A 22548-nucleotide genomic window follows, 5' to 3' on the forward strand; every position below is an offset into this window, starting at 1 on the left:
GTACGATATCAATCATTTAGATGTATTGCCGGTAATTTGTTGCGCACCTTTCTAAAATCGGGTGAAAAATAAAGATGGAAACGCAGTGTTAAGTTTTGTTTGAAAATACCGGCATTTTCAAGGGTCTGTCCCTGAGAATACATCAACCCCCCAGCTACGGTCAAACGGGGCGTGAGAATGTAACCCAATGTTGTGGTCAAGCGTAAATCTTCCATAACACTACCTACCACGGCACGGCCACTTTGCATAATCAATTCGGCTTCTGGGGAAACATAAAGGGTTTTAGGTTCTAGCTTATGATTGTTCAATGGAATTTTTGCCCTGAACATATAACGCCATCTATTGCGAAAGATATACTCACTGTTTTCTTCAAAACCTTGGGTCCATCTGTGCTCAATACGAATTCTATGATAGATCATTGCACTGTACACGGGCATGGCGAACTGGTACTGGTGCCATATTCTAAATTCCGGAACCACGTTTCGATCTGTCGAGCTTTCATCGGTATTGAAATTGATACGCATTACGCCCCCGAGTGCGGCATTGATCTTCTTATTGTAGATGTACCCAATGGCGTGACGGTTGTAGACTTGCCCAATCTGCCCGATAAATGGCGTTTCTTCTGTTTCCTCAAACCGAAAATGGGTTTGGGCTACCCAAAACAAACGTTTTGAAATTCGAATGTTTCCATAGGTATTGAACCAGGTTCGTGTTTTTGGATCTTTGAATTCAGAAAATGGCGGAAGCACTTCTTCATTCGTTTCTTGGGTGAATCCCTGTGCGCAATACATCAATAAAAACGCCACGAATATAGCTGTATTCTTATAACGACCTTTCATCTACTCTTTTGTTTTTAGGGTTGATGTTAAGCCGAACAACTCCAATACCGTTTCAGGATCTGTTGTTCTACGAAGTTTTCGCTCTAGTTTTGCCGTGTTCTCAAGGCGAAGTTCCAACATGCGCTGATAGGTATCTTGCATCAAAGCATTCAACGGTTCAACTTCATCACACTCAAGCCCTGGGGAAATTTTTGCCAAGAAATAAGGAACCAATGCCTTTCTATAGGCAGAGGTGATTCGTTTCTTGACCTCTTCATCCATAAGAGTGGCCATAAACGGATTCCAAATCCTGTCTTTGTACTTTTCTTGTATGGTTTTCCAGTTATCAGGTAATAAGGCAACGGAACGGGCTAAATAACCGTACGCCTCGAAACAGTCCAAAAGGTCACGGGCATCTTTTAATTTAGGTTCTAAGCCTTCTAAAGAGGCATATTCGGTCAATTCGGCATCTGCCAACGATTTTAATTGATTTAAAGCTTTTCGCTCTGCATTGCTACTTACGTTGGCGGTGTCAACGTACATCTTTAACTGTTGTTGTTGTGCTATCAAACGTTCTTCTATGGCCACAAGTTCTTGCTGACGTTTTTCATTGGTCAGCCTTTTATTTAGAACCTGCTGAATGGAATCCATACAGATGGAAGCGTAGTCCATAAGTTCGCCTAAGGACGCAACATCATTTTTTGAAAATTGGAATCCTTTGGTATTCGAAGCTTCAAAGTTTTTTTCTTTGGTTATGGAATCCAATGTTATGGTAACCCCGATGTTCGTTGTCGGTTTGCCATCAGGCCAAAGGCTTTCTATTAATGCACCTAAAGGAAGGTGTCTCAAGACTTCTTGTTCCCGGTATTCCAATATGCGGGCAATAGGGTTTAAAAAATTTTTGGAGATACTATCCGTTACAGCATACAAATAGGCAGCTTCCTCATCTGAAAGTTTTAAGATATTCAGTTGCGTATCGCTTAAAAATGAATCGCTGGCCCCTTTAGCCTTCTCAAATTGTTGCGTAATGGAATCAAGTGTGCGTTCTTCATTATCGGTTAACGGATAGAACGGTACCTTAACCTTGAATTCGGGTAGAAATGAGGATTTTCCAAGTTCTGAGAGAATGTCATCGATTTTCTTATAATACGTAGCATTCTCAGAAAGAAGGTACTGCATAGAACCACCAATCGATGTGCTGGAAGTTCGATCTAAAGATTGCCAAATAGTCAAAACCTTAATATAGCGGGTATCTAGGTTCACGATTTGCGTGCGATTCGGCCTATCTTGATAAATTGGTATCGTTGTTAAAGTACCATCCAATTCGTATTGGATTTTATGTAATAAACCATCATCAAAGAACCAACTCTCCGCAGCACCCAGCCCAGTGGATTCAAATAGGGACCATTCATCATGGGCCAGTCCATTTCTTAAAAAACGACCTGCAAGGGTCAGACTATCGTTTTCAATACGGAAACTTTGTTGCGGAACGCCTTTGTCAAATAAAATGCTACTTTTAAATAAGGTCTGCGAAACCTCGGAGTCTTCGATGCGATTAACGGTATATGTCCAGGTACCATCAGGCTTACCTTTGACCAAGTTACCCGATGCTTCTTCTTGTATTCCACTAACGGCAACACGATATTGGTAATCTATGACTTGAGATTCATTGTTTGATTTGAACTCGCCAAACTTAAAATCCCAAAACCCGGTCGGATAGTCATTTACATAACGGCCAGAGAAGTCGAAAGAATAATCTTGTTTTTGCAATAGAGCATCAAGATTTGCCCGTTTGAGTCGAAATGGACCATTTAAAATCGTATCGCCGTTTGAAACGACATAACCATACGTAGCGTCACCTGTATAATTACCGATGGTCAAAGGGCCCTCGTAACGGAGATTGTCTTGAGCTCGGGCCGAGATAAGGAAAAACCCAAAAAAGATAAGGTTCAAAATAATCCGTAAACAATGAGGTATATTGTATGTCACGTGCCTAAAATGAAAGTTAGTCCACTACTAATACGAATAGTATACAACTTTAGATGTCGATAAGGCACGATTATTTTAAGATGTTGATAGCACGAGCCGATAAGCCCTAAGATTGAACCATGATAGTCGTACAATGTGGCTTAAAAAAGGTAGGGCTCGATGACTTTAGTACAACAAGCCGATTAGACCCGGTTATGCGAAGTTCGATGGTCTTGCGCGACTATTTTAACTATATCAAAACAGCCAGTGTAATGGTATCCCCCAATTTCAAATCGGCCTTTTTTCTAATGTCCGCTTTTAATGGAAGCAGGTAGGTACCATATTTCTTGTCGAACCAAATGGCGGTATCCCATTTCATTCCATTGACTACGGCGGTGGCTTTCATACGTCCCCAGCCTTCTTCTTGCCATCGTAGGTTTTCCCTAATTTCTTTGGTTACGCCTTTTGGTAAGGAAACAAAAAACCATCCTCCATTAGCATTGTGTTTCCATATTTTGCCTGAAAAATTATATTTGATTTTGGCTTGCAATTTTCTTTCAACTTTTTTGATTATCTAGTTATTCCAATTAGGCTTGACATTGCCTTACCATATGGCAAATTAATCCCACCAAGTCGTGTTGTTATTAAGATCATCCAACAAAATAAATTCCCCAATTTGAGGGGTGACCATGGGTATTTCAAGTTCCCGTGCCTTTTTGGTTACACGCTCCACGGGATCCGTCCAACTGTGTAACGCCAATTTGAAACTTCCCCAATGTATGGGCATCATTGTTTTGGCTCGCAGGTCCACCGCAGCTTGTGCCGTCTCTTCAGGAAACATATGGATATCGGGCCACATGTCATTGTATTGCCCACATTCGATCATTGCAAACTTAAAAGGGCCATAGCTATCACCTATCTTTTTAAAATGGGGTGCGTAACCACTATCACCACTAAAAAAGATATTTTCTTCTTTGGATTGGATCACCCACGAACTCCACAAAGTACTCTGGCCATTATCAAATTTACGACCCGAAAAATGCTGTGCGGGGGTACATACCAATTTGATCCCTTCAAAATCGATATCTTGCCACCAGTCCAATTCCGTAATCCGATTTTTGGCCACACCCCAAGCTTCCAAGTGTGTCCTCACCCCCAAGGGTGTGAAATAATGCCCCACTTTTGTCTTTAGTTCTTTAATGGACCCGTAATCTAAATGGTCGTAATGGTCATGGGAAATTACAACCGCATCAATCTTATTGAGTTCGGCAATATCGATAGGCATTTGCGAATTAAATCGATTTGTACCCAACCAATCGTGTGGGGCCGCCACATCACCAAACATAGGATCGATCAGGATGTTTTTACCTTCGACTTGCAGTAAAAATGCTGAATGTCCGAACCAAATAAGCCTGGCAGGGCCCTGATAGTCGGCAATAGCAGCGGAATCAATTTTTTTTACCTCAATATTTGCATCCGGACGACCTTTGGGGACCTTAGTAAAGAAGAACTTCTTCGTCAAACCCAAGGTTTCCGAAAAACTTAGCTTTTTGGGTATGGAATGGTCCGTATTTACAAATTTGCCGTTCTTGAAATTTGGGGAAGAGGTATATTTCAATTGTAACTCTTTAGAAATGGTGCCCCCAAAACTTGGATAGAAATTGACAAAGGATAGGTAGCCAATCGCAACAAAGAGTACAATACCCAAAACGATCCATAGCATAAACCTCAGTCTTTTCTTAAGCTTTTTCAACTTTCAAATGTACATCAGTCCATGGCTACTTCATCACCTACATAGCTAACGCGGTAGATAGCATCCCCGAAATCATCGGAAATCAGCATGGACCCGTCTTTCAAGAACAATAAATCAACTGGCCTACCAAAACGTTCTTGGCTTTCTTCATCTAACCAGCCATCTATAAAAGTCTCATAAGAAACGGCTTCGTTATCATCGAGTTTAACCATTGAGATTTTATAGCCCACTTTCGAAGATCGGTTCCATGAACCATGTTCGGCGATAAAGGCATGGTTCTTATACAGTTCAGGAAACATCTTCCCACTATGGAATTTCACACCGAGTGGAGCTACATGAGCTCCTAATTGCTGTACAGGCGGTATGAATTCGGAACAAGGTCGCCGTTTGCCAAATTCAGGGTCTTCAACATCGCCACCATGACAAAATGGGTATCCAAAATGCTGGCCCTGCTCTGCTATTCGATTTAATTCGCAAGGCGGAACGTCATCACCCATCATATCACGTCCATTATCGGTAAACCAAAGCTCCTTCGTTTCAGGATGCCATGTGAAACCGACCGTGTTTCGCACCCCATGGGCATAAATCTCACGGTTACTTCCATCTGGGTCCATTCTTGTGATACTCGCATACCGTTTATCCACTACGGTTGAGTCACAAATATTACAAGGTGCACCGACAGGTACATATAGCTTACCGTCGGGCCCGAAAGCGATATACTTCCAACCGTGATGGAATTCCGTCGGGTAGTCATCATAGACTACTTCCGGACTCGGTAATTCATCCAGTTTCGATTCAATGTCATCATAGCGTAATAAACGGCCCACTTCAGCAACATAAAGCGCACCGTCTTTATATGCAATACCATTGGGAACCTCCAATGAATCCAAAACCATGACCCTATCGGCCCGAAAATCGTTGTCCCTATCTTGTATAGCATACACTTTGTTCTCATTTCGGGTACCTACGAACAAGGTGCCGTTTTCACCCATTGCCATAGAACGGGCCCCGTCAATACTATCAGCGTATACCTCGATCTTGAACCCTTGCCGTAGGTTCAACCGATCTATCGGCAATGTTGATGGTACCTCGTCGTATTGCACAAGTGGTGTTTCTTTTTGGGTATTCTGGTCTTTACAGGAAAATAATAAGCCCATTGAGATTATGACCGCTAGGCCAAAGTACTTATTTGTCATAATAGCCATTTCACAGGTTTTTAAATGCTTTTTTAAAGGATTGATACTGTCTGATAACCTTAAGCCTTATCAATAGTCGTATCCCTTTTTGCGCTGAACATGTTTGATGGTGTAAGTTAAGGCAATTTTGTTATGAAGAAAAATGGCCTTACCCCAAGCAAGTGCCATTGGGGCCCAGGGTCCATTTTTAAAAAAGACCGGAATTGGAAACCACACGACAATACCCCCTTAAAAAATAACTTTTTGAAGCTTATGGTCTTTAAAAATGGGATTTCCGTTACTTTGAATCATCCGATTCCGAAAACAATAAATTGCCTTGGTACTGAATGGTAAGTCGTTGTGAACTATTGATATATAAAGCGACTTTGTTGTTCGGAAACAAGGTAGCATTTACATCAAAGACCTCTGTTTTGTTCTTAATACTGAACTGCATTTCATAAGCTTGCCGTTTGGCATTGAAATCAAGTTTGAAATCGTTTGGCAACCCATTGAATTTAATACCTACATCGGCATTATTATACGCACCTGCGATTTGTCGCTCACCATAATAAGGCAGATTGGCGGATACACTATCACCCTCTATCTCCAAGGTGCTTTGGGTGCCTATCAAGTCAATTCGGTTTGTTGTACTGCCAGGAGCCAATAGACCTGCGTTTGCTATTGCGTTTATACTTCTGGTGGATAAGGGATTTGCCCATCTCGCATCAATGGTAAACCTACGGTTTTCAATCTGATCCTTGAATTCCGTCAATTGCGCTTCAGTGTAGTCGTTGGTTTTAGCGGTTTTACAGGCCGTAAATGCGAGTAGGATACAGAGGATGGAATAGCGTTCAATTTTTTTCATAATAGTTGATTTTTAAGCAATCTAGTAGGTTGGTAACCATTACCCAACCATCAATTAGCCATAACCCCGTTTTAATGGGTAACACGCTCTTTTTAACGAGTGAAACCCTTCAGCAAAAACAGCTTTGGAAAACACAAAATATAAGCACAAAAATCAAACCAAGTTAAAAATACCGATCTCAGAATTTTTAGATAATCGCATTTTTAACATTGCAGCCAACGTAAAATAACAGGATTCCTACCGAAAAAAATCGAGAATACCATGACTGCCCTATCTTTGAAAATCAACCTTTTCCTATAAAGATTAGGATACATTTTACATAGACCGCTTAGAATAAAGCAGCCCTAACCACCCTCAAACCATTGTTTAAATGAAGAAACCTTTTCCCTACTGACCACAATCCCCGTATTAATATCCGGATCTAAGGTTAATTTTAGCCTACGGTTTGAGTAGACGATAACGTCATTGATACTTTGAAGCGAAACTATAAAACTTCTATTGACCCTAAAAAATAGTTTTGGATCCAATAAATCGTCCAAGGCCTCCAGTTTGTGTTCGATGACATACTCTTTACCCTTATTCGTCCACAACGAAACATCTCGGCCCTCAGCTTGAAAGGCAATAATATCCTCAATACGTATTGACTTAATATGATTACCGGTTTTTACCAGGAAGCGATCCTTAAAAGATTTCTTTGAAATATTTTGTAGAATAGCACTTACATTTTCAGCATTTGCAAATTGTTTTTGAATTGACTCGAGCTTTCGTAGGGAACGTGAAAGATCGGTAAAGGTTACTGGTTTTAACAGGTAATCTATACTATTGACCTTGAAAGCATCTATGGCGAATTCGTCAAAAGCAGTCGTGAAAATAACGGGTTTATTGATATTTAAACTGGAGAACAGCTCAAAACTCAACCCATCCGATAGTTGCACATCCATAAAAAACAAATCAACTTCGTCAATGTGCTCTGATATCCAAGGGACCGCCGTTGAAAGGGATGCAAGTTCTGCGATAATATTCATTGTACCCTTACACTTTTCAAGATACCTCCGCAGTTTTTCAGCAGCCAGAGGTTCATCTTCAATAATTACTATGTTCATCGTAGTTCAGTTTAGGTAATTGTATCACTCTTAACCCATCTTTTTCAAATAGTTGCACCTTTTCCAAAGCATAAAAGGAATAGCTATTGCAAACCGTTTTGATCGTTGTTTCATCCAAGGCGATTGCCAACTTATCTTGTGGCGCGTAGCTGAGTTGAAACCAATTTTGATGTTCTTGAAGATGTACGGTCAATTTTTCATCTTTAGAAGCGATGGTAGTCCTTATAATCGACTCCACTAATAGTAACAGACTTGTAGTTACCGTCCATTGATACCCTTTGATGTCACTTATGAGTTCGATATGCCTATACGGAAGATGATTGAACAACTTTATTAGCTCATGCAATACCATAAGTTCTTCTTCAATCGGCACAAGTTCCCTCTTATTTTTTGCAAGGATATACCGGTACACCGTAGCAAAATGATCTGCTAATTGTTCAGCTGCTTCCGTGTCACGCTTCATCAGCACCAACATGGCCTCCAAACTTTCGTATAAGAGTTGTGGATTAATCCCCTTTTTAAATTGAATAAAATCTTCTTCTATGGAATGTTTCGCCTCTAGCTCGGTAGTGATTCTTTCAGTATTTATTTTATATAGAAAGTGGTGGCTTAAATATAATGTGATATAAATGATGGCTATAAAACCAAAAATGACATTAAAGATGGACAACTCCCTCATGTTGGGCGTATAGAATAGCACATACTTAAAATACAGATACATACATAAGGTAACCAACAATAGCGTTATTGCCACCGAAATGGCTATTTGCAAAGTTAGTTTCACTAAAAATGATTTTGGCCTTTGCCTTCGGTCAAAAAACAATAATGAAAACCGTGATGACTCTTGAATTAAATAGGCAAGTACGATGCAGACATAAAGTTCCTCACTTAAGAATGCCCCTTGTAATTGATTGATATTGTTATTGATGAGAAGTAATAACAGATAGACTAGAACACCACTGAATATAGGACTTAACAAGCGAAATATCGGATGGTGTATAAAAAGTTTCCGCATTAGAGTAAAGGGATTTTTACCGTGAACTGCGTCTCATCAAAAACCTCTACGGCTTGGTTGGTTAAAAGTTCATACCGTGCCTTAATATTCTTTAGCCCAATTTTTGTAGAACTCACCTGAATTTTATTTTCAGTCTTATTATTTGAAATTATCAGTGTGGATGCGGTATTCGAAATTCGAATTTTCAGTGGCCTTTCGAGATCAAAACTATTGTGTTTGACTGCATTCTCGACAAGCAATTGAAGGGTCAATGGTGGAATTTGTTTGTCAAATACCGTTTGATCTATAGCTATTGCAACGGTACAGGCATCACCAAAACGGGTCTTGACCAAAAATAAATAGGCTTCAACGAATGAAAGTTCTTCCCTGAAGGCAACGGTATTCGCGCCATACTTTTCTAACGTGTATTGGTATGATTTTGCCAGGGAACGAATAAAGACCTCTGCCCGCTCCACATCTTTACGAAACAAAGCCGTCAATGAATTGATACTGTTGAATAAAAAATGGGGGCTCAATTGCGATTTTAAGGTCAGTAATCGCAATTCATCTTGTTTTCTTTCAAGCTGCAATGCCATGAGCTGTCCCTTCGCATAGTCATTATAAGAATAAAGGGCAAAATAGATGATATTATACAAAAGAGCAGCACAAAAAAGGAGAATAGCGAGTTTGGTGAATACCTCATAGCGCAGCGTAGTATCCATCTGATGGCCACTTATCCCCAAATACAGTATGAAACCAATATACGCTAAGAAAAAACTAAAGACCGTGCTCCATACGATTCCCACCAAAATGCGTAATCCCGGGAATTTTTTAAACGGTACCAACCGATTTAAAACACCATTTGTAAGCACGGTAAGGTAGAGTGTTAAAACACCCAAAAACCCACTCAGGTACATTTCCTTAGTGCTTTGCAATAGGTTGAAATTGACAAAGCCATATATTAAAATACCTAGGGCGGACCCAATAAAGAGTAGGCTTAGATGTTTTTTCACGATTGGTTGGTATACAATGTTCTTGAGAAGCCACTCCATACCACCAAAATAGTAATTATTAAAACTACAAAGGGTATGGTTTGTTTAAGGTCTTGCTTATTGAATTGCCTTTAACGCCCTTCCGAAATGCGATTCAGAGTCAATATCCTTGCAAGCGCTGGTATACGCATCTTGCACCTCACGGTCAGCACTTCGAACCTTGCTTGCAAAACCCAATAAGCTTTCTGCCTTATGATGGTCAGAGCCTATGCTAGTGGTCGCTTTCAATATTTGGACCAATTCGGCGTCGGAAAAATCATTTCTTGAGAGTGTTTTGAATACGCTGGCTTTATGATGGTCAGAATCCATATTACGAAGCACGGAAAGGTATTCCGATAAGCTATTGCCACTTAACCGTTGTTCTTGTAGGACTTTCTTCAAGACCGTCGCCTGATGGTTGTCAGAGGACATATTGTCTTGCATGACACGTAATAACCGTAATAGTGATGCCCCGTCTATCTCATTTCGCAATAACTGGGTGAAGACACTTGCCAAATGATGGTCAGAGTCAATACTACTAACAGAGGTCAACAAAGTATTGTACACATCAGAACCAAGTTCTTCAGAGTTCAGTGCCTTTTTTAGTACGGATGCTTTGTGATGGTCTGAATCAATATCCCTTGTGGTATTCACCAATAATTTGAGATTGGTTTGGTTTAAAGACCGACGTTCCAATACGGTTTGAAGAACACTTGCCTTGTGATGGTCTGAATCTATATCTTGGGTAATTGCGAACAGTGCTTTCATCTGGGTATCTGAAATGCTACCATCATTGATTGATTTTTTCAACACTTCTGCTTTGTGATGATCTGAATCGATGGTTCCCGCCGCCTTTATATATGCAGCAGTCGTACCCTTATGCGCTAAAAAGACATTGGTATTGTTCTTTAAAATATCGGCCTGATGATGGTTGGAATCAATTTCTGCGACTTCATTCAATACGGCTATCAAGTCTGCCTCTTTCAGCTCTTTCTTCAATAATAACTTGATATACCTAGACTTCACATGGTTGCTTGTAATCTTACCAACTTCTTTCAGCACTTTGTAAGAACCCCCAGCTTTATATAGGCGGTTAACCCGTTTTTCAGCACCTAAAGTCGTCGTACGGACTACTTCTAAAAGGATTTCAGATAGCCATTTTTTACCCTCGGCATCAAAGCTCTTTTGTGAACTTCCAACGTAATATTTTTTGATTAAACCACCACTATCATTGGGTTCAATGGAAATACGGCGACGGTTACCGAATGCCGATTTTTTAATTTCCATATACCCTCCGCGGGAAATTGCTACCACATCAGTATCATCATCGGAAAGGGTTATCTCCCCTTTATATTCAATGGAAAAATTATTGCCAAGACCGTTCTTTATCGAAATGGTCGTTTTGCCATTATTATTGATGTTGACCGAGGTACTTCTTCTTTGGGCAGAAAGTCCGTTCGCCCCAAAAACCATTAGTAAAATGATGATTTTCACTAAAAGTGCTGCAATAAATTTTGATAACTGATTCATGATTGCTCGTTTTTTGATTGATGAATAATCGATTGATTGTTTTTGATTGATAAGGCAAATATGCGATCTCGTTGGCAATCCAAAAAATACAATGACATCAATTGTACTATCCATGTCGTGAATTGTACAAAACCTAGAATCCGATTCCTTGAATTTACATTTTATACATTCTTAGGTTCCTTATTACTAAACCCAATCAATCTAAATGTATAAGTTGAATGGCCTTGAACTCAACCTCTGACCCTTCTGCCTGTATGGCAATTTGACCTTTTGAAGTAGTCGCATTATATCCATAGTTCACCAAAACGTCATTCACCCATACGGTAACTTCATTCTTTCTACATTCCACTCGAAGTGAATTCCATTCCCCAAGGGGTTTTTCCGAATCGTCCGTTAGGTTTTTAATACGCCTTAATTTGCCTTCCGTAATTCCCCAGTCGGACTTTGAGCCGCGCCTGGCTTCCATATCATCGGTAGTAATATCTTCTACGATGCACCAAAAATCCCCGGCATTGGCGTGCATTAGTTGTACTTCTATGGATTTTGGAAACATCTTATAAAGCACCCTAGGTGTGGAAGCATGGACCAGAATTCCACAATTACCAGGTTCACTCGCAAAACGATACTGCAAGGTCAATCTATAGTCACTAAAAATTTCATCGGTAATCAAATGCCCTTGGGGCGTGCCTAAACTCACCAATTTCTTATCCCGTACGATGAAAGGATTGGTAGCATTAGGAACAGAATCCAATAAGGGCACATCTACATGCCAACCCGATAGATCCTCACCATTGAAAAGTTGAATCGTTTCCCTTTTACAAGAGACTAAACAAGAACCAAAGGTCACACCAAACACTAATAACATCCTTTTATTGAAGTAAATTTTATCCATTTTAAGTTTATTATTTTTCACAATACATCTAAAATAAGACATTTCAACTTTGCTATTTTTGTCAAATGCCTATATATCATAAGCACTACGTCATATATAAACCATTTGGCATTCTCAGCCAGATGGGGTCAAATGATGAACGGCAAAACCGTAAGAAGCAATTCTTGACCGAGCTAGGAACGTTTCCAAAAGGCGTAATGCCCATTGGTCGCCTCGATGAAAAATCGGAGGGCCTTTTGCTATTGACCACAGATGGAAAGCTAAGTGATACCATCAATCGTGGCGGTATTGAAAAGGAGTATCACGTACAATTGGATGGGGTAATCGATCCCATTTCACTGGCTAGATTACGAGAGGGGGTCACCATTGGCTTATTCGGCAAAAAATACCGGACCAAACCTTGTTTTGTGGAATTTGTTAAAAATATTCCGGCATTACCAGAAGCCGATAGACGTATTCGCATGAATACGACCCGGGGCACCTCGTGGATACGTCTAGTATTAACAGAGGGTAAATTCCGTCAGGTCAGAAAAATGACGGCTGCGGTAGGTTTTCCGACACTACGCTTGATCAGAACTCGAATTGGGTCTATTGATTTAGATGGATTGCACGAAGGTGAAATCAGGGTACTGCACAAAGAAAAGCTTGACACTATCTTTTAAACCTCTTGAAGAGCATTGATTTTTTCTTGGTGTTTATAAAATAGACCCCAGTCAATAATACAATCGCCGCAATACCGGATTGCACGGTTATTTCCTCCCCTAAAAAATACCAACCCAATACGAGTGCCACTATGGGGTTGACATAGGTAGAAGTCGCTACTTTTTCAGGGGAAACGGATTTCAAAAGGAAATTAAAGGAGGTAAAAGCGATGATACTACCAAAGAAGATAAGCAATAACATGACCAACTGTACCTCTGCACTCCATCTTATGGGATTGTTCCAGGTCTCACCAAACAATAGACTCATCACCCCAAGTAATACACCACCCATTAGCATTTGGTAGCCTGTGTTTACAAAATAGTTTTTTGGTAAATCCGCCTTTGCAACAAAAAGGCTACCGTATCCCCAGCTTAGCATGCAGCCAAAAATCATAATCATGCCCAATATTGCATTTTCTTGACGCAATAGCTCTTTTTGTCCTACCAATAAATAGATGCCTATCATTCCAAAAACTACACCGACCATTGACATTTGCTGTATTTTCTTCCCTTGAAGAATCCACATTAATACTAAGATGACCAAGGGTTGTGCCGAAATCTCCAGTGCTGCAAAACCTGAATCCACATATTTCAGGGCCCATACCGCCAGGCCATTACCCAATGATAAAAAAAGAAAGCCGACAAAGGTGGCATTGAGAAATTGCTTTTTGGTAATTGCCAATGACCTACCCAATACCTTCGCAATTACGAATATGATAAGACTAGCGGTAAAAAAACGTACCCCTGCCAGCATGAAAGGTGGTAATTCGGCAACTGCTATTTTGTTCAATAAATAGGTGGAACCCCAAATTACGTAAATCGCAAAAAATGCGGCAACAATCAAAAATGTACGCTTGGGTTGATGTTCCATAGGCGACAATAATACGACAATTTGACCTCAATTTAACTTTTGGCAGTTTTGTTGTACCCTTGTTTGAAACTGATTTATGGAAACGACTACATGGGGGCATACCCTTTATGAGTTATTGGTTGAAAATGGCATACCAGAGGTTTATGCAAGCTATATCAATGTCTCCATCCTATTGATTGCAGTCCTCATATTGGTTGCGATCGTTGATTACGTTCTTTGGAAAATAATTCGACTTTTTTCATCTAGGCTTGCCAAAAGGACGAAAACAAATTTTGACAACTTTGCAGTTACCAATCGCCTGCCACGATTTTTGGCCCATATCATTCCATTACTACTTGCCTTTGAATTGATACCGATAGTATTTTATGACTTCGACTACGGCAAGGGTATAGCCATAAAATTGCTGCAAATACTTGGGGTCATTTTAGTCTTGCGTATCGTAAGGAGCCTATTTCAGACTATAAGGGACTTTTTAAAGACCTTACCCCGCTTTAAGGATAAACCAATCAATAGTTATATTCAGGTATTCATGATCTTTGCATGGGCAGGTGGTATCATGATGATATTGGCCATTATTACCGGTACGGATGTTTGGAAGTTTTTAACGGGCCTTGGTGCTGCCTCCGCCATTCTACTTTTAATATTCAGGGATACCATTCTCGGTTTTGTGGCCAGTATTCAAGTTAGTATTAACGATATGGTGCGAATCGGGGACTGGATAACCTTTGAAAAGTACGGTGCGGATGGCGATGTCGTTGAAATCAACTTGGCAACGGTGAAAGTCCAAAATTTTGATAAGACCATAACCACGATACCCACATACGCACTCATTTCAGATAGCTTTAAAAACTGGAGGGGAATGCAATCTTCTGGGGGGCGTCGCATTAAAAGGGCCATCATTATCAAGCAACAAAGCATAAAATTTCTTGCAAATGAAGAAATTAATGAGATGGGGAAGATACAATTGATAGCCCCATACCTCAAAGAGCGGCAAGGGAAAATCCAAGAAAGCAATCAAGAACAGAACATTGACAAGTCATTATTGATCAATGGAAGAAATATGACCAATCTTGGGGTATTTAGAAAATATATCGAGTCTTACCTCGAAAACCATAGCGCCATAAATGACAATATGACCCTAATGACAAGACAACTGGCCCCTACCCCACAAGGTATACCCTTAGAGGTTTATGCTTTCAGTAGTGATAAAAGATGGCAAAACTACGAGTACATCATGGCCGATATTTTTGACCATATACTGGCGGCCGTACCCTATTTTGGGTTGGAGGTTTTTGAATTGCCGACAAATTTGGACGGTTAATCCTAAATGTACTATTGGGTATGGGCCATGTGATACTTTGTAATACTATTTTTCCTATATTCTATACGGAGCATAAAAAGTATCGTATGAGAACATTCTTACTATCTATTGCATTTCTGAATTCGGTCTTTAGTATAAGTCAATCGCAACCCATAAAAATCGTAGATGAAAAATCGAACAACCGCTTGGCTTTATATGCCGTAAATGACACTGAGACCGACTACGACGTACTACTCTCAGTAAAAGGGACTAATTTCAGGTAAAGCCAGTCAAAACCAAGATGGACTCGAATTCCAGCTACATCAAAAGTGTTAATGAAAACCTTGATACTTTTCAGAGGTAAAGAACCAAAATATACCCATCAGTTAAAAGTAAATGATAGTTTGTCAAGACGCGCCTTAAAAAAACCATTCACCTTGATTGAGGTTCCGCCGAAGATGATTGAACCAAAAAAACAAATCACTATCTATAGCCCCTCAAATTGTATGAAATGTGATAGTCTGATAAGCAAACTGAACACAAACCTCTACATTTTTAGAGAAATAAAATTAAATGACCAACCTGAGGTTAAAGAACAACTACAAAAGTCATTGGCCAAAACGATATCGCTTGATTCCCTTGAGACCCCCATTGTAAATTTAGGGGGTCATTTATTTACTTGGATTACCGATTACGAAACCTTGGTTGAGCAACTAAACAAGTAAATCGTACTATTAGTCTTCCCCTAAACCTTGGCCCTCGATCCAAGGAGCACCTGCAGCCTTTAGTTTTGACGCCAAGTTGGGTATGGTCGTTTTAACCAACACGCGTAAATCAGTTTTCAAGTCTTTCAATTGCCGTTCAGCCCTGGCAAAAGCCTTCTTCTGGTTTCCAGTAGGGCCATAGGTATTACCCAATGCTACATAGCCTATAAACGAACCATCTTGGGGTGAAGGTGCATTACGCTCCCCTACTTCGTTCTTAGCAGGATTCCCATTTAAGATTCCATCAAGTTGTTGCACTGATCTTTGAGCGTCGCTTAACTCATTGAACAATGCCACGGACGGACGCTTCGCTTGTTTATAGGCTCGTTTCATGGCACCTAACTGCTTCTTGGCCTCTTGCAGCACCGTGGCGGTTGCCATCAAGTCTTGTTGAAATGACTGGAAGTTTTCCCTAAAAGCATCTATTTCATCAGCGGGTTTTGCAGGCAATGCACCATCTTTCAATTTCTTGACCAAAAAAGTTTTTGGGCCTGCAAGTTCGGTCAATTCGCCATTCAGGTTTTGATATAGTGTCACCGAATACGTCCCTGGGGTAACCAAATATGGCGAACCTAAAAACTCTTCATCAGGATTTGGGCTTGGGGCCTTTAAAGGGATTCCCGATCGGTCCGCATAGGTCAAATTCCACGCTACGCGATTAAATCCCTTTTCATTGGATCCTTTGACCGTATTCACTAAATTCCCCTGTTGGTCCTTAACCATTAAAACCACTTCTGGTGTTTCGTGATTCTTTTCAATTGCCAATGCCTCCCACCCCGGAAACGGAATGGACGCATTCTGCTTGGTCAACTCTTTTTCTTTTTTGGTTCGAGCTGCTTTTAATGATGTAATTTTATTTGGTAGATAGTAGGTAAAGCTAGCACCGTAATCAGGGTTTTTGGCTGCGTACTGTGAATTTCCTTGGCCATAAACGGCATCTTTCTGAATATACCGATATGCGGGTTTGGTTTCGAAAAACTGAACCTCGTTTGATTTTGAGGTATCATAATCCCGTAAAGGGGCTATATTATCCAGCACAAAAAAGCCACGTCCGAAAGAGGCTCCGACCAAATCGTCTTCCCTTCTTTGAATGGTAACATCACGGAATGATATTGTTGGTAAACCTCCTTTTAACTGGGTCCAGTTGCTTCCGCTATTCCTTGTAAAATAAACCCCAAACTCGGTAGCTGCAAAGAGTAGGTCCTTCTTTTTATGGTCTTGCACAATACGCCAGGTAATCAATTTTTTGGGAAGATCGCCATTGATAAAGCCCCATGTTCTGCCCTTGTCAGAGCTTTTGAGCAGATAGGGCTTGTAATCGCCCTCTTTGTGATTATCCAATACCAAATACACGGTGCCGGCATCATACAAATCTGCACGAACATCGTTCACAAAAGCGCGGGAAGGAACCCCTTTGATATTCCCCAAAAGCACTTTGCGCCAATTGTTACCGCCATCTTCAGATACCTGTAAGATACCGTCATCAGTGCCTGCATAGAGTAACCCTTCTTGTACCGGCGATTCTGCCAAAGAGGTAATCGTATTGTATTCACTCATCGCCCCAACATCCCATGGGTTGTCCCAGCTTTGCTGTTTTCCAAGGATGGGAAGTTCGAAACGTTCTTCATTACGTGTCAAATCCCCAGAAATTGATGTCCAATCATCCCCTCGATTTTCTGATTTCCAAACACGATACGAAGCAAAATAAAGGCGTTTGGGGTTATGGGGGCTTACCAGAATAGGGGCGTCCCAATTAAATCGTTCGTGGGGATCGCCTGCTGACGGCTGCGGCTGTACAAAGACAGTCTCGCCAGTGGTTTGGTCGATACGCCATAACCAACCCTGTTGAAATTCACCATAGGTAATATCAGGATTACCAGGTTCCGTAGCCGATTGATGCCCATCAGCGCCAAGGGTGATCCACCAATCTTGGTTTAAGATACCATTTGCCCGTATAGTTCTCGAGGGCCCACCATGCGAACCATTATCTTGGGTACCCCCATAGATATTGTAAAATGGACTACTATCATCAACGGCAACCTTATAGTACTGTGTGACCGGCAAATTATCAAAGTACCGCCAGGTCTTTGTGCCGTCGTAAGATTCATACAATCCGCCATCAGTACCAAAGAGTATGTAATTAGGGTCATTCTTTTTAAAGGCCACGGCATGACTGTCTACATGCTTTTTATCCTCATTCAAAAAAGTAAATGTTTTACCATGGTCGTTTGATTCTTGGGTATAATTGCTCATCAAATACAATTTACCCTCTTCATGTGGCGAAGCATATAGCTCTTGATAATAATGTGGGCCGGTACCACCAGAAACGGCATCTGATTGTTTGGTCCAAGAAGCCCCACCGTTTGTTGATATGTAAACAGCACCCTTTTTGCGATCAAGCTCAATGGCCGCATAAATGGTTTGTGCATCAAAGGGTGATATCGCCAAACCTATTTTACCCATATTTGAGGTAGGAAGTCTTGATTTTAGCTCCGTCCAGGTCTTTCCCCCATCCGTGGATTTATGTAGGCCCGAACCAGGGCCACCTCCCATATAGGCCGCTACGGTACGATGTCTATCCCAAGCCGCGGCATACAATACCTCAGGATTTTCAAAGTCCATCACCATATCCGTAACACCTGTCCAAGCATCGTTACCAAGGGTTTTTTCCCAAGTTACCCCGCCGTCCTCGGAAAGATAAAAACCACGTTCCCCGCCTTTGCTCCACAACGGGCCTTGTGAGGCCACATAAATCTTATCTGAATTATCGGGATGTACTATAATCTTCGAAAGATGTTCCGAGTTTTTGAGGCCCATATTCTTCCAAGTCTTACCTTCATCATGACTGACATAGACCCCATCACCAAAACCGATATGGCGTCCACCAACATTCTCTCCCGTACCTACCCAAATCGTGCTGGGATCACTCGGGTCAATAGTGACACAACCTATGGAATAACTGGATTGGGCATCAAAAATAGGTTCAAATGTGGTACCCGCATTCACCGTTTTCCATACCCCCCCAGAAGCTACAGCCACATACCAAACATTCCCATTATCGGGATGTATCGCAATATCAGCAATACGGCCGGAAGTAAGGGCAGGGCCCAAACTTCTAAATTTAAGACCGTTATAGATATCTTCCTTTAGCTTTTCTTGGGCTAAAAGCGGAAAGCCCAAACACAAGCCGAGAAGTACATAGATGAAAGGTTGACGGAATCGTTTCATTGTAGTTGTTGTTTTAGGTTAATCGGAAAGGTAAGTTACTTAAAATCTTCTACCCTAAACGATTTATTGGTAGATTAAGTAAATAAAAAAAGCCTCGTTTTCACGAGGCTTTATAGTTTTTAACAGTATCACTTACTTACAAGGTGATTTCATCAGAAGTACCGTCAGGATACGTAAGTGTTGCCGTATTGTCACAAGTGCCATCCCCAAAGTCTACAGCTACTTCCAGACCATTTTTATTTACCTGCATTATACCAGAACTCCAGTGCTCACAAACCAAGGTTCTTGAAACATCCCCAGAAATCGTGTAGGTGTCCCCATTGAGTTGTACGGTCCAACTTCCTGAGAGGTTCCAAAGGGTATCCTCTCCTTCAGCGAAAACAAAATCAAAGGTTTTTGTACCATTTTCAGAAATGGTTTCCCCAGTTTCAAATTCTACCGTAATGTTACTACTGATGGTAAACGAGATAGCTTCTTCAGTACCTGTCGTATTCAGGGTAAAAGTTCTTGTTCCGTTTATCTTAATGTTCCCTATGAAAAAATCCTCGAAAGTAGCCGTGTAGCTTGCCGTATTTGAATCAGCGCCATATATCACGGTAAGGGTACCATTTGCATTTTCGGTACCATTCAATACGCAATTATTGAATGTCGCCGTAAAACCGGTTTCGGTGTATTCAGCAGTATAACAATCATTGGAGGTTTGGAAGGATTTATTGGAATTCGAATTGCCAGTATACAATTCTGCCAAGGCAGTGTCTAAGGCACTTGTCACTTCATCGGTGTCTAAGATTGTTTGTAATTCCGTTTGACTAAGCTCTTGGGTCAAAACGGTATCTTCATTCGCATCTTCACTACAGGACAAAGAGCAAAGTAAGATTCCCGCAGTAACTAAAAGATTTATTTTTCTTATCATCATCTTGGTTGTATTTGCCACGAAAAACGTTAAGCGCGTCTTTTTAGTGCAAGAAACCACCTAATATCGATGAAAAACCTAAAAATTTAACGGTCTTTTGTACGCTACAAAAATGAAACGCTACGTTCCAACCTTGTTATTGCCCCAACTTACACCTACTTCAATAGGATTTCACTACTTATGGAATCCAGGTTCATGAAGTGGACAACCGTTGGCACTATATAGTCCTTTCTTTATGAAACACCGACGGAATCTACCTAAGAACAGCCGAGAATTGGTGGGTTCCCGTGTAAGTTCAATACCCCTTGGCTTCCATATCCTCTAGTATCGTCTTAAAACCCAATGCCACCCCATTCGTCCAACCGAAACCGTCTTGGGTCTCATATTCACCGCCGCCAGAGAGCAAGGTCAGATCTTCAACATTGTATTTTTCCATCATTTTGCCCGTATTTTTAAAGACCTTTTCATTTAAGGCCAACCAGCGTTCCATAATTTCTTTTGCCTCGGTGATGTAGCCATAATTCAAAAGTCCATTGACCGCTATCCATTGTAATGGTGCCCATCCATTAGGCGCATCCCATTGTTGCCCTGAATTCTTGAGTGTGGTCACCAATCCGCCGTCTTTTAAAAATTGTTCCATGATGACATTTTTGACCCGTTCGGCCTGTGTCTTGTTGGCAATACCATAAAACAACGGATATACTCCAGCCAAGGTCAATTCATCGGTCTGTTCAGCACGTTTGAAATCAAAATCCATGTAGAATCCCAACTCTTCATTCCACATGTATTCCCGTATTAACCCTCTGCGCACGGATGCTTTTCCACGAAAATAAGCGGCCCCATCCCGATCACCTTTCATTCTAACGGCCTTGGCCAAAAGGGTCTCTAAATTATAGAGCAAGCAATTTAAATCCACCGGTAGTATTGCCAGAGTCATCGTACTTGAAAAATCATCCTCGTTTTGATACCATCTAGAGCTGAAATCCCAGCCTGATTCCGCACTGGAACGAAGGTTTTGATACAAATCGGCCTTATCCTCAACACTTTCAAATTCAGAGGCCAAATGCAAATCTTCTTTGTAAGCTTCAGGTCTTGGCTTTCGACCGGAATCGTAGTAGCGATTGAGTAGATTGCCCCCAATCATCTGCACGACATGCTTACTTGCCCCATAGGGTCGGTCAATGGAATCATGGGCCATGAAAAATTCATACTCCTTTAAGAGTTCAGGTAGGTAGTACAAAAGCATATTATCATCTTCACGGGCAAGAGCATTGACCATCATGCCATAGAACGGGGGTTGTGAACGCGTTCTGTAATAATCTCTTGTACCGTTTGGTATAAAACCTATGGAGTCTATTAAAAAGGTGAAATTATCTACCATATTTTTTGCTAAATCCCTTCTGTCGGCGGCCAGTAATCCCTCTAAAGTGAAATAACTGTCCCAGTAATAAATTTCTTGAAAGCGCCCCCCAGGTACGACATACTTGTGGGGCAGCGGAATTCTTGAGGAATTCGCAACGGCTTTATCAGGACCCCGAGTGAGCTTATCCCACATGATATTGATGTGTTCGTACATCGTTTTGGTGGTATCCGTTTTGAATTCAAGGGATTTCATGGACTTATCCTCAAAATTAGCCTCAACAAAAGCCTTTAAACTGAAGTCGGGGGCCTCTTTTTCACGCAAATACCGCTCTTCTAAAATCATATACGATTCTTTTGGAACCAAATCGACAAAGGTTTTGGAGTCTTTGAAGATTGCGGCCAACTGAATATCCTTAAAAAATTGGGTTTCGTATAAACTGGCAACCTTGGATTGAGTGGCTTTTTGTTTACATGAAAAAAACATGAAAAAAACGATGAGAACAAGTGTAGGGTATTTGGTCATATTTTCAATTTTGGTTTGAAAATTTAAATATAAAACAATATTAAGGAAGTATTCTGGTTATAAATCGTATACGATTATTGCCAGACATGCAGCCTAAAGCAATCTTACGAAACCGGGTCAGGTCACATCTACTCTCACAAATAACCAAGGGGACGATTACCATTGGAAAAACCTTGAACTTGGCACAAATATCAAGGGACCTTGGTATTAGTGTCACGCCAATTCGAGAAGCCTTAAGTCAATTGGAACAAGCCCGGATTGTAAATGCAATACCCAATAGGGGTTTTGTAGTACCTGAGTTGTCTTTTTCTGAGGCAGGGGATCTTTATGAAACCATTGCTCAATTGGAAATGATGGCACTTGAGGGTTCTTCTTTCAAAACAAATACCTTGGCCCAGTTAAAAGCTATCCAAAAAAAGCTACAGCAAGCCCACTCCCCTTCTACAAGAGTACACACAAGAATGATTTTCCACCATATTTTAGTCGGTGATTGCGCGAACAAGACCTTATTGTCATTGCTACAAGATTTGGAAGCAAGGGTTGTTTTTTACGAGCAATTGTTGCTAACCGAAGCCTCTTTTTATGAGCAGGTTGACAATCAAAATGAATCCATTATTCAAGCTATCGAAGAAGACAATATTCCGACCGCCGCCTTGATATTGAAAATGAACTGGATGGCCATACTTGAACATATACGGGGACAGCTAGTACTTGCGAAAACAGTCGACTTTGAAACAATAGAAGGATAATCGCAACG

The 22548-nt window shown here is 40.9% G+C and carries 20 protein-coding genes; 5 read left to right on the forward strand and 15 right to left on the reverse strand.

Annotated features, from left to right (window positions below; genetic code table 11):
• Window positions 1-8 precede the first annotated feature (8 nt).
• The 11 genes from AACM45_RS02860 to AACM45_RS02910 form a co-directional block, all read right to left on the reverse strand.
• On the reverse strand, window positions 9-839 hold the full coding sequence (locus tag AACM45_RS02860; RefSeq protein WP_339140630.1) for a DUF2490 domain-containing protein: 831 nt from the start codon (window positions 837-839) through the stop codon (window positions 9-11).
• Window positions 840-2771: a hypothetical protein gene (locus AACM45_RS02865; RefSeq protein ID WP_339140631.1), complete on the reverse strand. Its 1932-nt coding sequence runs from the start codon at window positions 2769-2771 to the stop codon at window positions 840-842.
• A 265-nt stretch (window positions 2772-3036) separates the two neighbouring features.
• The gene (locus AACM45_RS02870) at window positions 3037-3336 is read right to left on the reverse strand and encodes a DUF1905 domain-containing protein (protein ID WP_339140632.1); all 300 of its coding nucleotides are present in this window, start codon (window positions 3334-3336) and stop codon (window positions 3037-3039) included.
• 69 nt (window positions 3337-3405) lie between these two features.
• On the reverse strand, window positions 3406-4509 hold the full coding sequence (locus AACM45_RS02875; RefSeq protein ID WP_339140633.1) for an MBL fold metallo-hydrolase: 1104 nt from the start codon (window positions 4507-4509) through the stop codon (window positions 3406-3408).
• 44 nt (window positions 4510-4553) lie between these two features.
• Window positions 4554-5735, reverse strand: coding sequence for a PQQ-dependent sugar dehydrogenase (locus tag AACM45_RS02880; protein WP_339140635.1), 1182 nt, complete (start codon window positions 5733-5735; stop codon window positions 4554-4556).
• A gap of 277 nt (window positions 5736-6012) precedes the next feature.
• Window positions 6013-6579 carry a DUF4251 domain-containing protein gene (locus AACM45_RS02885; RefSeq protein ID WP_339140636.1) on the reverse strand — a complete coding sequence of 189 codons (567 nt, stop codon included), beginning with the start codon at window positions 6577-6579 and terminating at the stop codon, window positions 6013-6015.
• Between the two features lie 344 nt (window positions 6580-6923).
• Window positions 6924-7682 carry a LytR/AlgR family response regulator transcription factor gene (locus tag AACM45_RS02890; protein ID WP_339140637.1) on the reverse strand — a complete coding sequence of 253 codons (759 nt, stop codon included), beginning with the start codon at window positions 7680-7682 and terminating at the stop codon, window positions 6924-6926.
• Window positions 7663-8697 (reverse strand): histidine kinase, encoded by a 1035-nt coding sequence (locus AACM45_RS02895; protein ID WP_339140639.1) that lies wholly within the window; start codon window positions 8695-8697, stop codon window positions 7663-7665. The genes AACM45_RS02890 and AACM45_RS02895 overlap by 20 nt, the downstream gene beginning before the upstream one ends.
• Window positions 8697-9689, reverse strand: coding sequence for a sensor histidine kinase (locus AACM45_RS02900; protein WP_339140641.1), 993 nt, complete (start codon window positions 9687-9689; stop codon window positions 8697-8699). Before AACM45_RS02900 ends, AACM45_RS02895 begins: the two co-directional genes overlap by 1 nt.
• Before the next feature lie 96 nt (window positions 9690-9785).
• Entirely contained in the window at window positions 9786-11237 is a 1452-nt protein-coding gene (locus AACM45_RS02905) for a hypothetical protein (RefSeq protein WP_339140643.1), read from the reverse strand.
• 196 nt (window positions 11238-11433) lie between these two features.
• Complete coding sequence (locus tag AACM45_RS02910) at window positions 11434-12129, reverse strand: 3-keto-disaccharide hydrolase (protein WP_339140645.1); 696 nt, start codon at window positions 12127-12129, stop codon at window positions 11434-11436.
• Between the two features lie 65 nt (window positions 12130-12194).
• Here AACM45_RS02910 and AACM45_RS02915 point away from each other — a divergent pair, with 65 nt between their 5' ends.
• Window positions 12195-12791 carry a pseudouridine synthase gene (locus tag AACM45_RS02915; protein WP_339140646.1) on the forward strand — a complete coding sequence of 199 codons (597 nt, stop codon included), beginning with the start codon at window positions 12195-12197 and terminating at the stop codon, window positions 12789-12791.
• Here the strand turns inward: AACM45_RS02915 and AACM45_RS02920 are convergent.
• Window positions 12781-13701: an EamA family transporter gene (locus tag AACM45_RS02920; protein ID WP_339140647.1), complete on the reverse strand. Its 921-nt coding sequence runs from the start codon at window positions 13699-13701 to the stop codon at window positions 12781-12783. The genes AACM45_RS02915 and AACM45_RS02920 overlap by 11 nt on opposite strands.
• 76 nt (window positions 13702-13777) lie before the next feature.
• On the opposite strand from AACM45_RS02920, the gene AACM45_RS02925 reads away from it, so the two are divergent.
• The 3 genes from AACM45_RS02925 to AACM45_RS02935 all read left to right on the forward strand — a co-directional run bounded on the left by AACM45_RS02925 (window position 13778) and on the right by AACM45_RS02935 (window position 15726).
• Window positions 13778-15022, forward strand: coding sequence for a mechanosensitive ion channel family protein (locus tag AACM45_RS02925; protein WP_339140648.1), 1245 nt, complete (start codon window positions 13778-13780; stop codon window positions 15020-15022).
• An 86-nt stretch (window positions 15023-15108) separates the two neighbouring features.
• On the forward strand, window positions 15109-15285 hold the full coding sequence (locus AACM45_RS02930; RefSeq protein WP_339140650.1) for a hypothetical protein: 177 nt from the start codon (window positions 15109-15111) through the stop codon (window positions 15283-15285).
• Window positions 15286-15336: 51 nt separating this feature from the next.
• Window positions 15337-15726, forward strand: a complete 390-nt coding sequence (locus AACM45_RS02935) for a hypothetical protein (protein WP_339140652.1) — start codon at window positions 15337-15339, stop codon at window positions 15724-15726.
• A gap of 9 nt (window positions 15727-15735) precedes the next feature.
• Here the strand turns inward: AACM45_RS02935 and AACM45_RS02940 are convergent, their stop codons facing one another.
• From AACM45_RS02940 to AACM45_RS02950, 3 genes are all read right to left on the reverse strand, one after another.
• The gene (locus AACM45_RS02940) at window positions 15736-18993 is read right to left on the reverse strand and encodes a WD40/YVTN/BNR-like repeat-containing protein (RefSeq protein WP_339140654.1); all 3258 of its coding nucleotides are present in this window, start codon (window positions 18991-18993) and stop codon (window positions 15736-15738) included.
• Window positions 18994-19129: 136 nt separating this feature from the next.
• Window positions 19130-19909 carry a hypothetical protein gene (locus AACM45_RS02945; RefSeq protein WP_339140655.1) on the reverse strand — a complete coding sequence of 260 codons (780 nt, stop codon included), beginning with the start codon at window positions 19907-19909 and terminating at the stop codon, window positions 19130-19132.
• A 292-nt stretch (window positions 19910-20201) separates the two neighbouring features.
• Window positions 20202-21791 (reverse strand): trehalase family glycosidase, encoded by a 1590-nt coding sequence (locus AACM45_RS02950; protein WP_339140656.1) that lies wholly within the window; start codon window positions 21789-21791, stop codon window positions 20202-20204.
• An 86-nt stretch (window positions 21792-21877) separates the two neighbouring features.
• Between AACM45_RS02950 and AACM45_RS02955 the strand changes: the two genes are divergently transcribed.
• Window positions 21878-22540, forward strand: a complete 663-nt coding sequence (locus AACM45_RS02955) for a GntR family transcriptional regulator (protein ID WP_339140657.1) — start codon at window positions 21878-21880, stop codon at window positions 22538-22540.
• Window positions 22541-22548 lie beyond the last annotated feature (8 nt).

This window comes from Croceitalea sp. MTPC5 (assembly GCF_036985505.1).
Lineage (GTDB): Bacteria > Bacteroidota > Bacteroidia > Flavobacteriales > Flavobacteriaceae > Croceitalea.

Coding starts and splice junctions, on each gene's coding strand:
- AACM45_RS02875 (WP_339140633.1), bottom strand. CDS start 4,509: ATGCTATGGATCGTTTTGGGTATTGTACTCTTTGTTGCGATTGGCTAC.
- AACM45_RS02860 (WP_339140630.1), bottom strand. CDS start 839: ATGAAAGGTCGTTATAAGAATACAGCTATATTCGTGGCGTTTTTATTG.
- AACM45_RS02940 (WP_339140654.1), bottom strand. CDS start 18,993: ATGAAACGATTCCGTCAACCTTTCATCTATGTACTTCTCGGCTTGTGT.
- AACM45_RS02955 (WP_339140657.1), top strand. CDS start 21,878: ATGCAGCCTAAAGCAATCTTACGAAACCGGGTCAGGTCACATCTACTC.
- AACM45_RS02945 (WP_339140655.1), bottom strand. CDS start 19,909: ATGATGATAAGAAAAATAAATCTTTTAGTTACTGCGGGAATCTTACTT.
- AACM45_RS02915 (WP_339140646.1), top strand. CDS start 12,195: ATGCCTATATATCATAAGCACTACGTCATATATAAACCATTTGGCATT.
- AACM45_RS02925 (WP_339140648.1), top strand. CDS start 13,778: ATGGAAACGACTACATGGGGGCATACCCTTTATGAGTTATTGGTTGAA.
- AACM45_RS02930 (WP_339140650.1), top strand. CDS start 15,109: ATGAGAACATTCTTACTATCTATTGCATTTCTGAATTCGGTCTTTAGT.
- AACM45_RS02950 (WP_339140656.1), bottom strand. CDS start 21,791: ATGACCAAATACCCTACACTTGTTCTCATCGTTTTTTTCATGTTTTTT.
- AACM45_RS02910 (WP_339140645.1), bottom strand. CDS start 12,129: ATGGATAAAATTTACTTCAATAAAAGGATGTTATTAGTGTTTGGTGTG.
- AACM45_RS02935 (WP_339140652.1), top strand. CDS start 15,337: ATGAAAACCTTGATACTTTTCAGAGGTAAAGAACCAAAATATACCCAT.
- AACM45_RS02920 (WP_339140647.1), bottom strand. CDS start 13,701: ATGGAACATCAACCCAAGCGTACATTTTTGATTGTTGCCGCATTTTTT.
- AACM45_RS02885 (WP_339140636.1), bottom strand. CDS start 6,579: ATGAAAAAAATTGAACGCTATTCCATCCTCTGTATCCTACTCGCATTT.
- AACM45_RS02890 (WP_339140637.1), bottom strand. CDS start 7,682: ATGAACATAGTAATTATTGAAGATGAACCTCTGGCTGCTGAAAAACTG.
- AACM45_RS02905 (WP_339140643.1), bottom strand. CDS start 11,237: ATGAATCAGTTATCAAAATTTATTGCAGCACTTTTAGTGAAAATCATC.
- AACM45_RS02880 (WP_339140635.1), bottom strand. CDS start 5,735: ATGACAAATAAGTACTTTGGCCTAGCGGTCATAATCTCAATGGGCTTA.
- AACM45_RS02895 (WP_339140639.1), bottom strand. CDS start 8,697: ATGCGGAAACTTTTTATACACCATCCGATATTTCGCTTGTTAAGTCCT.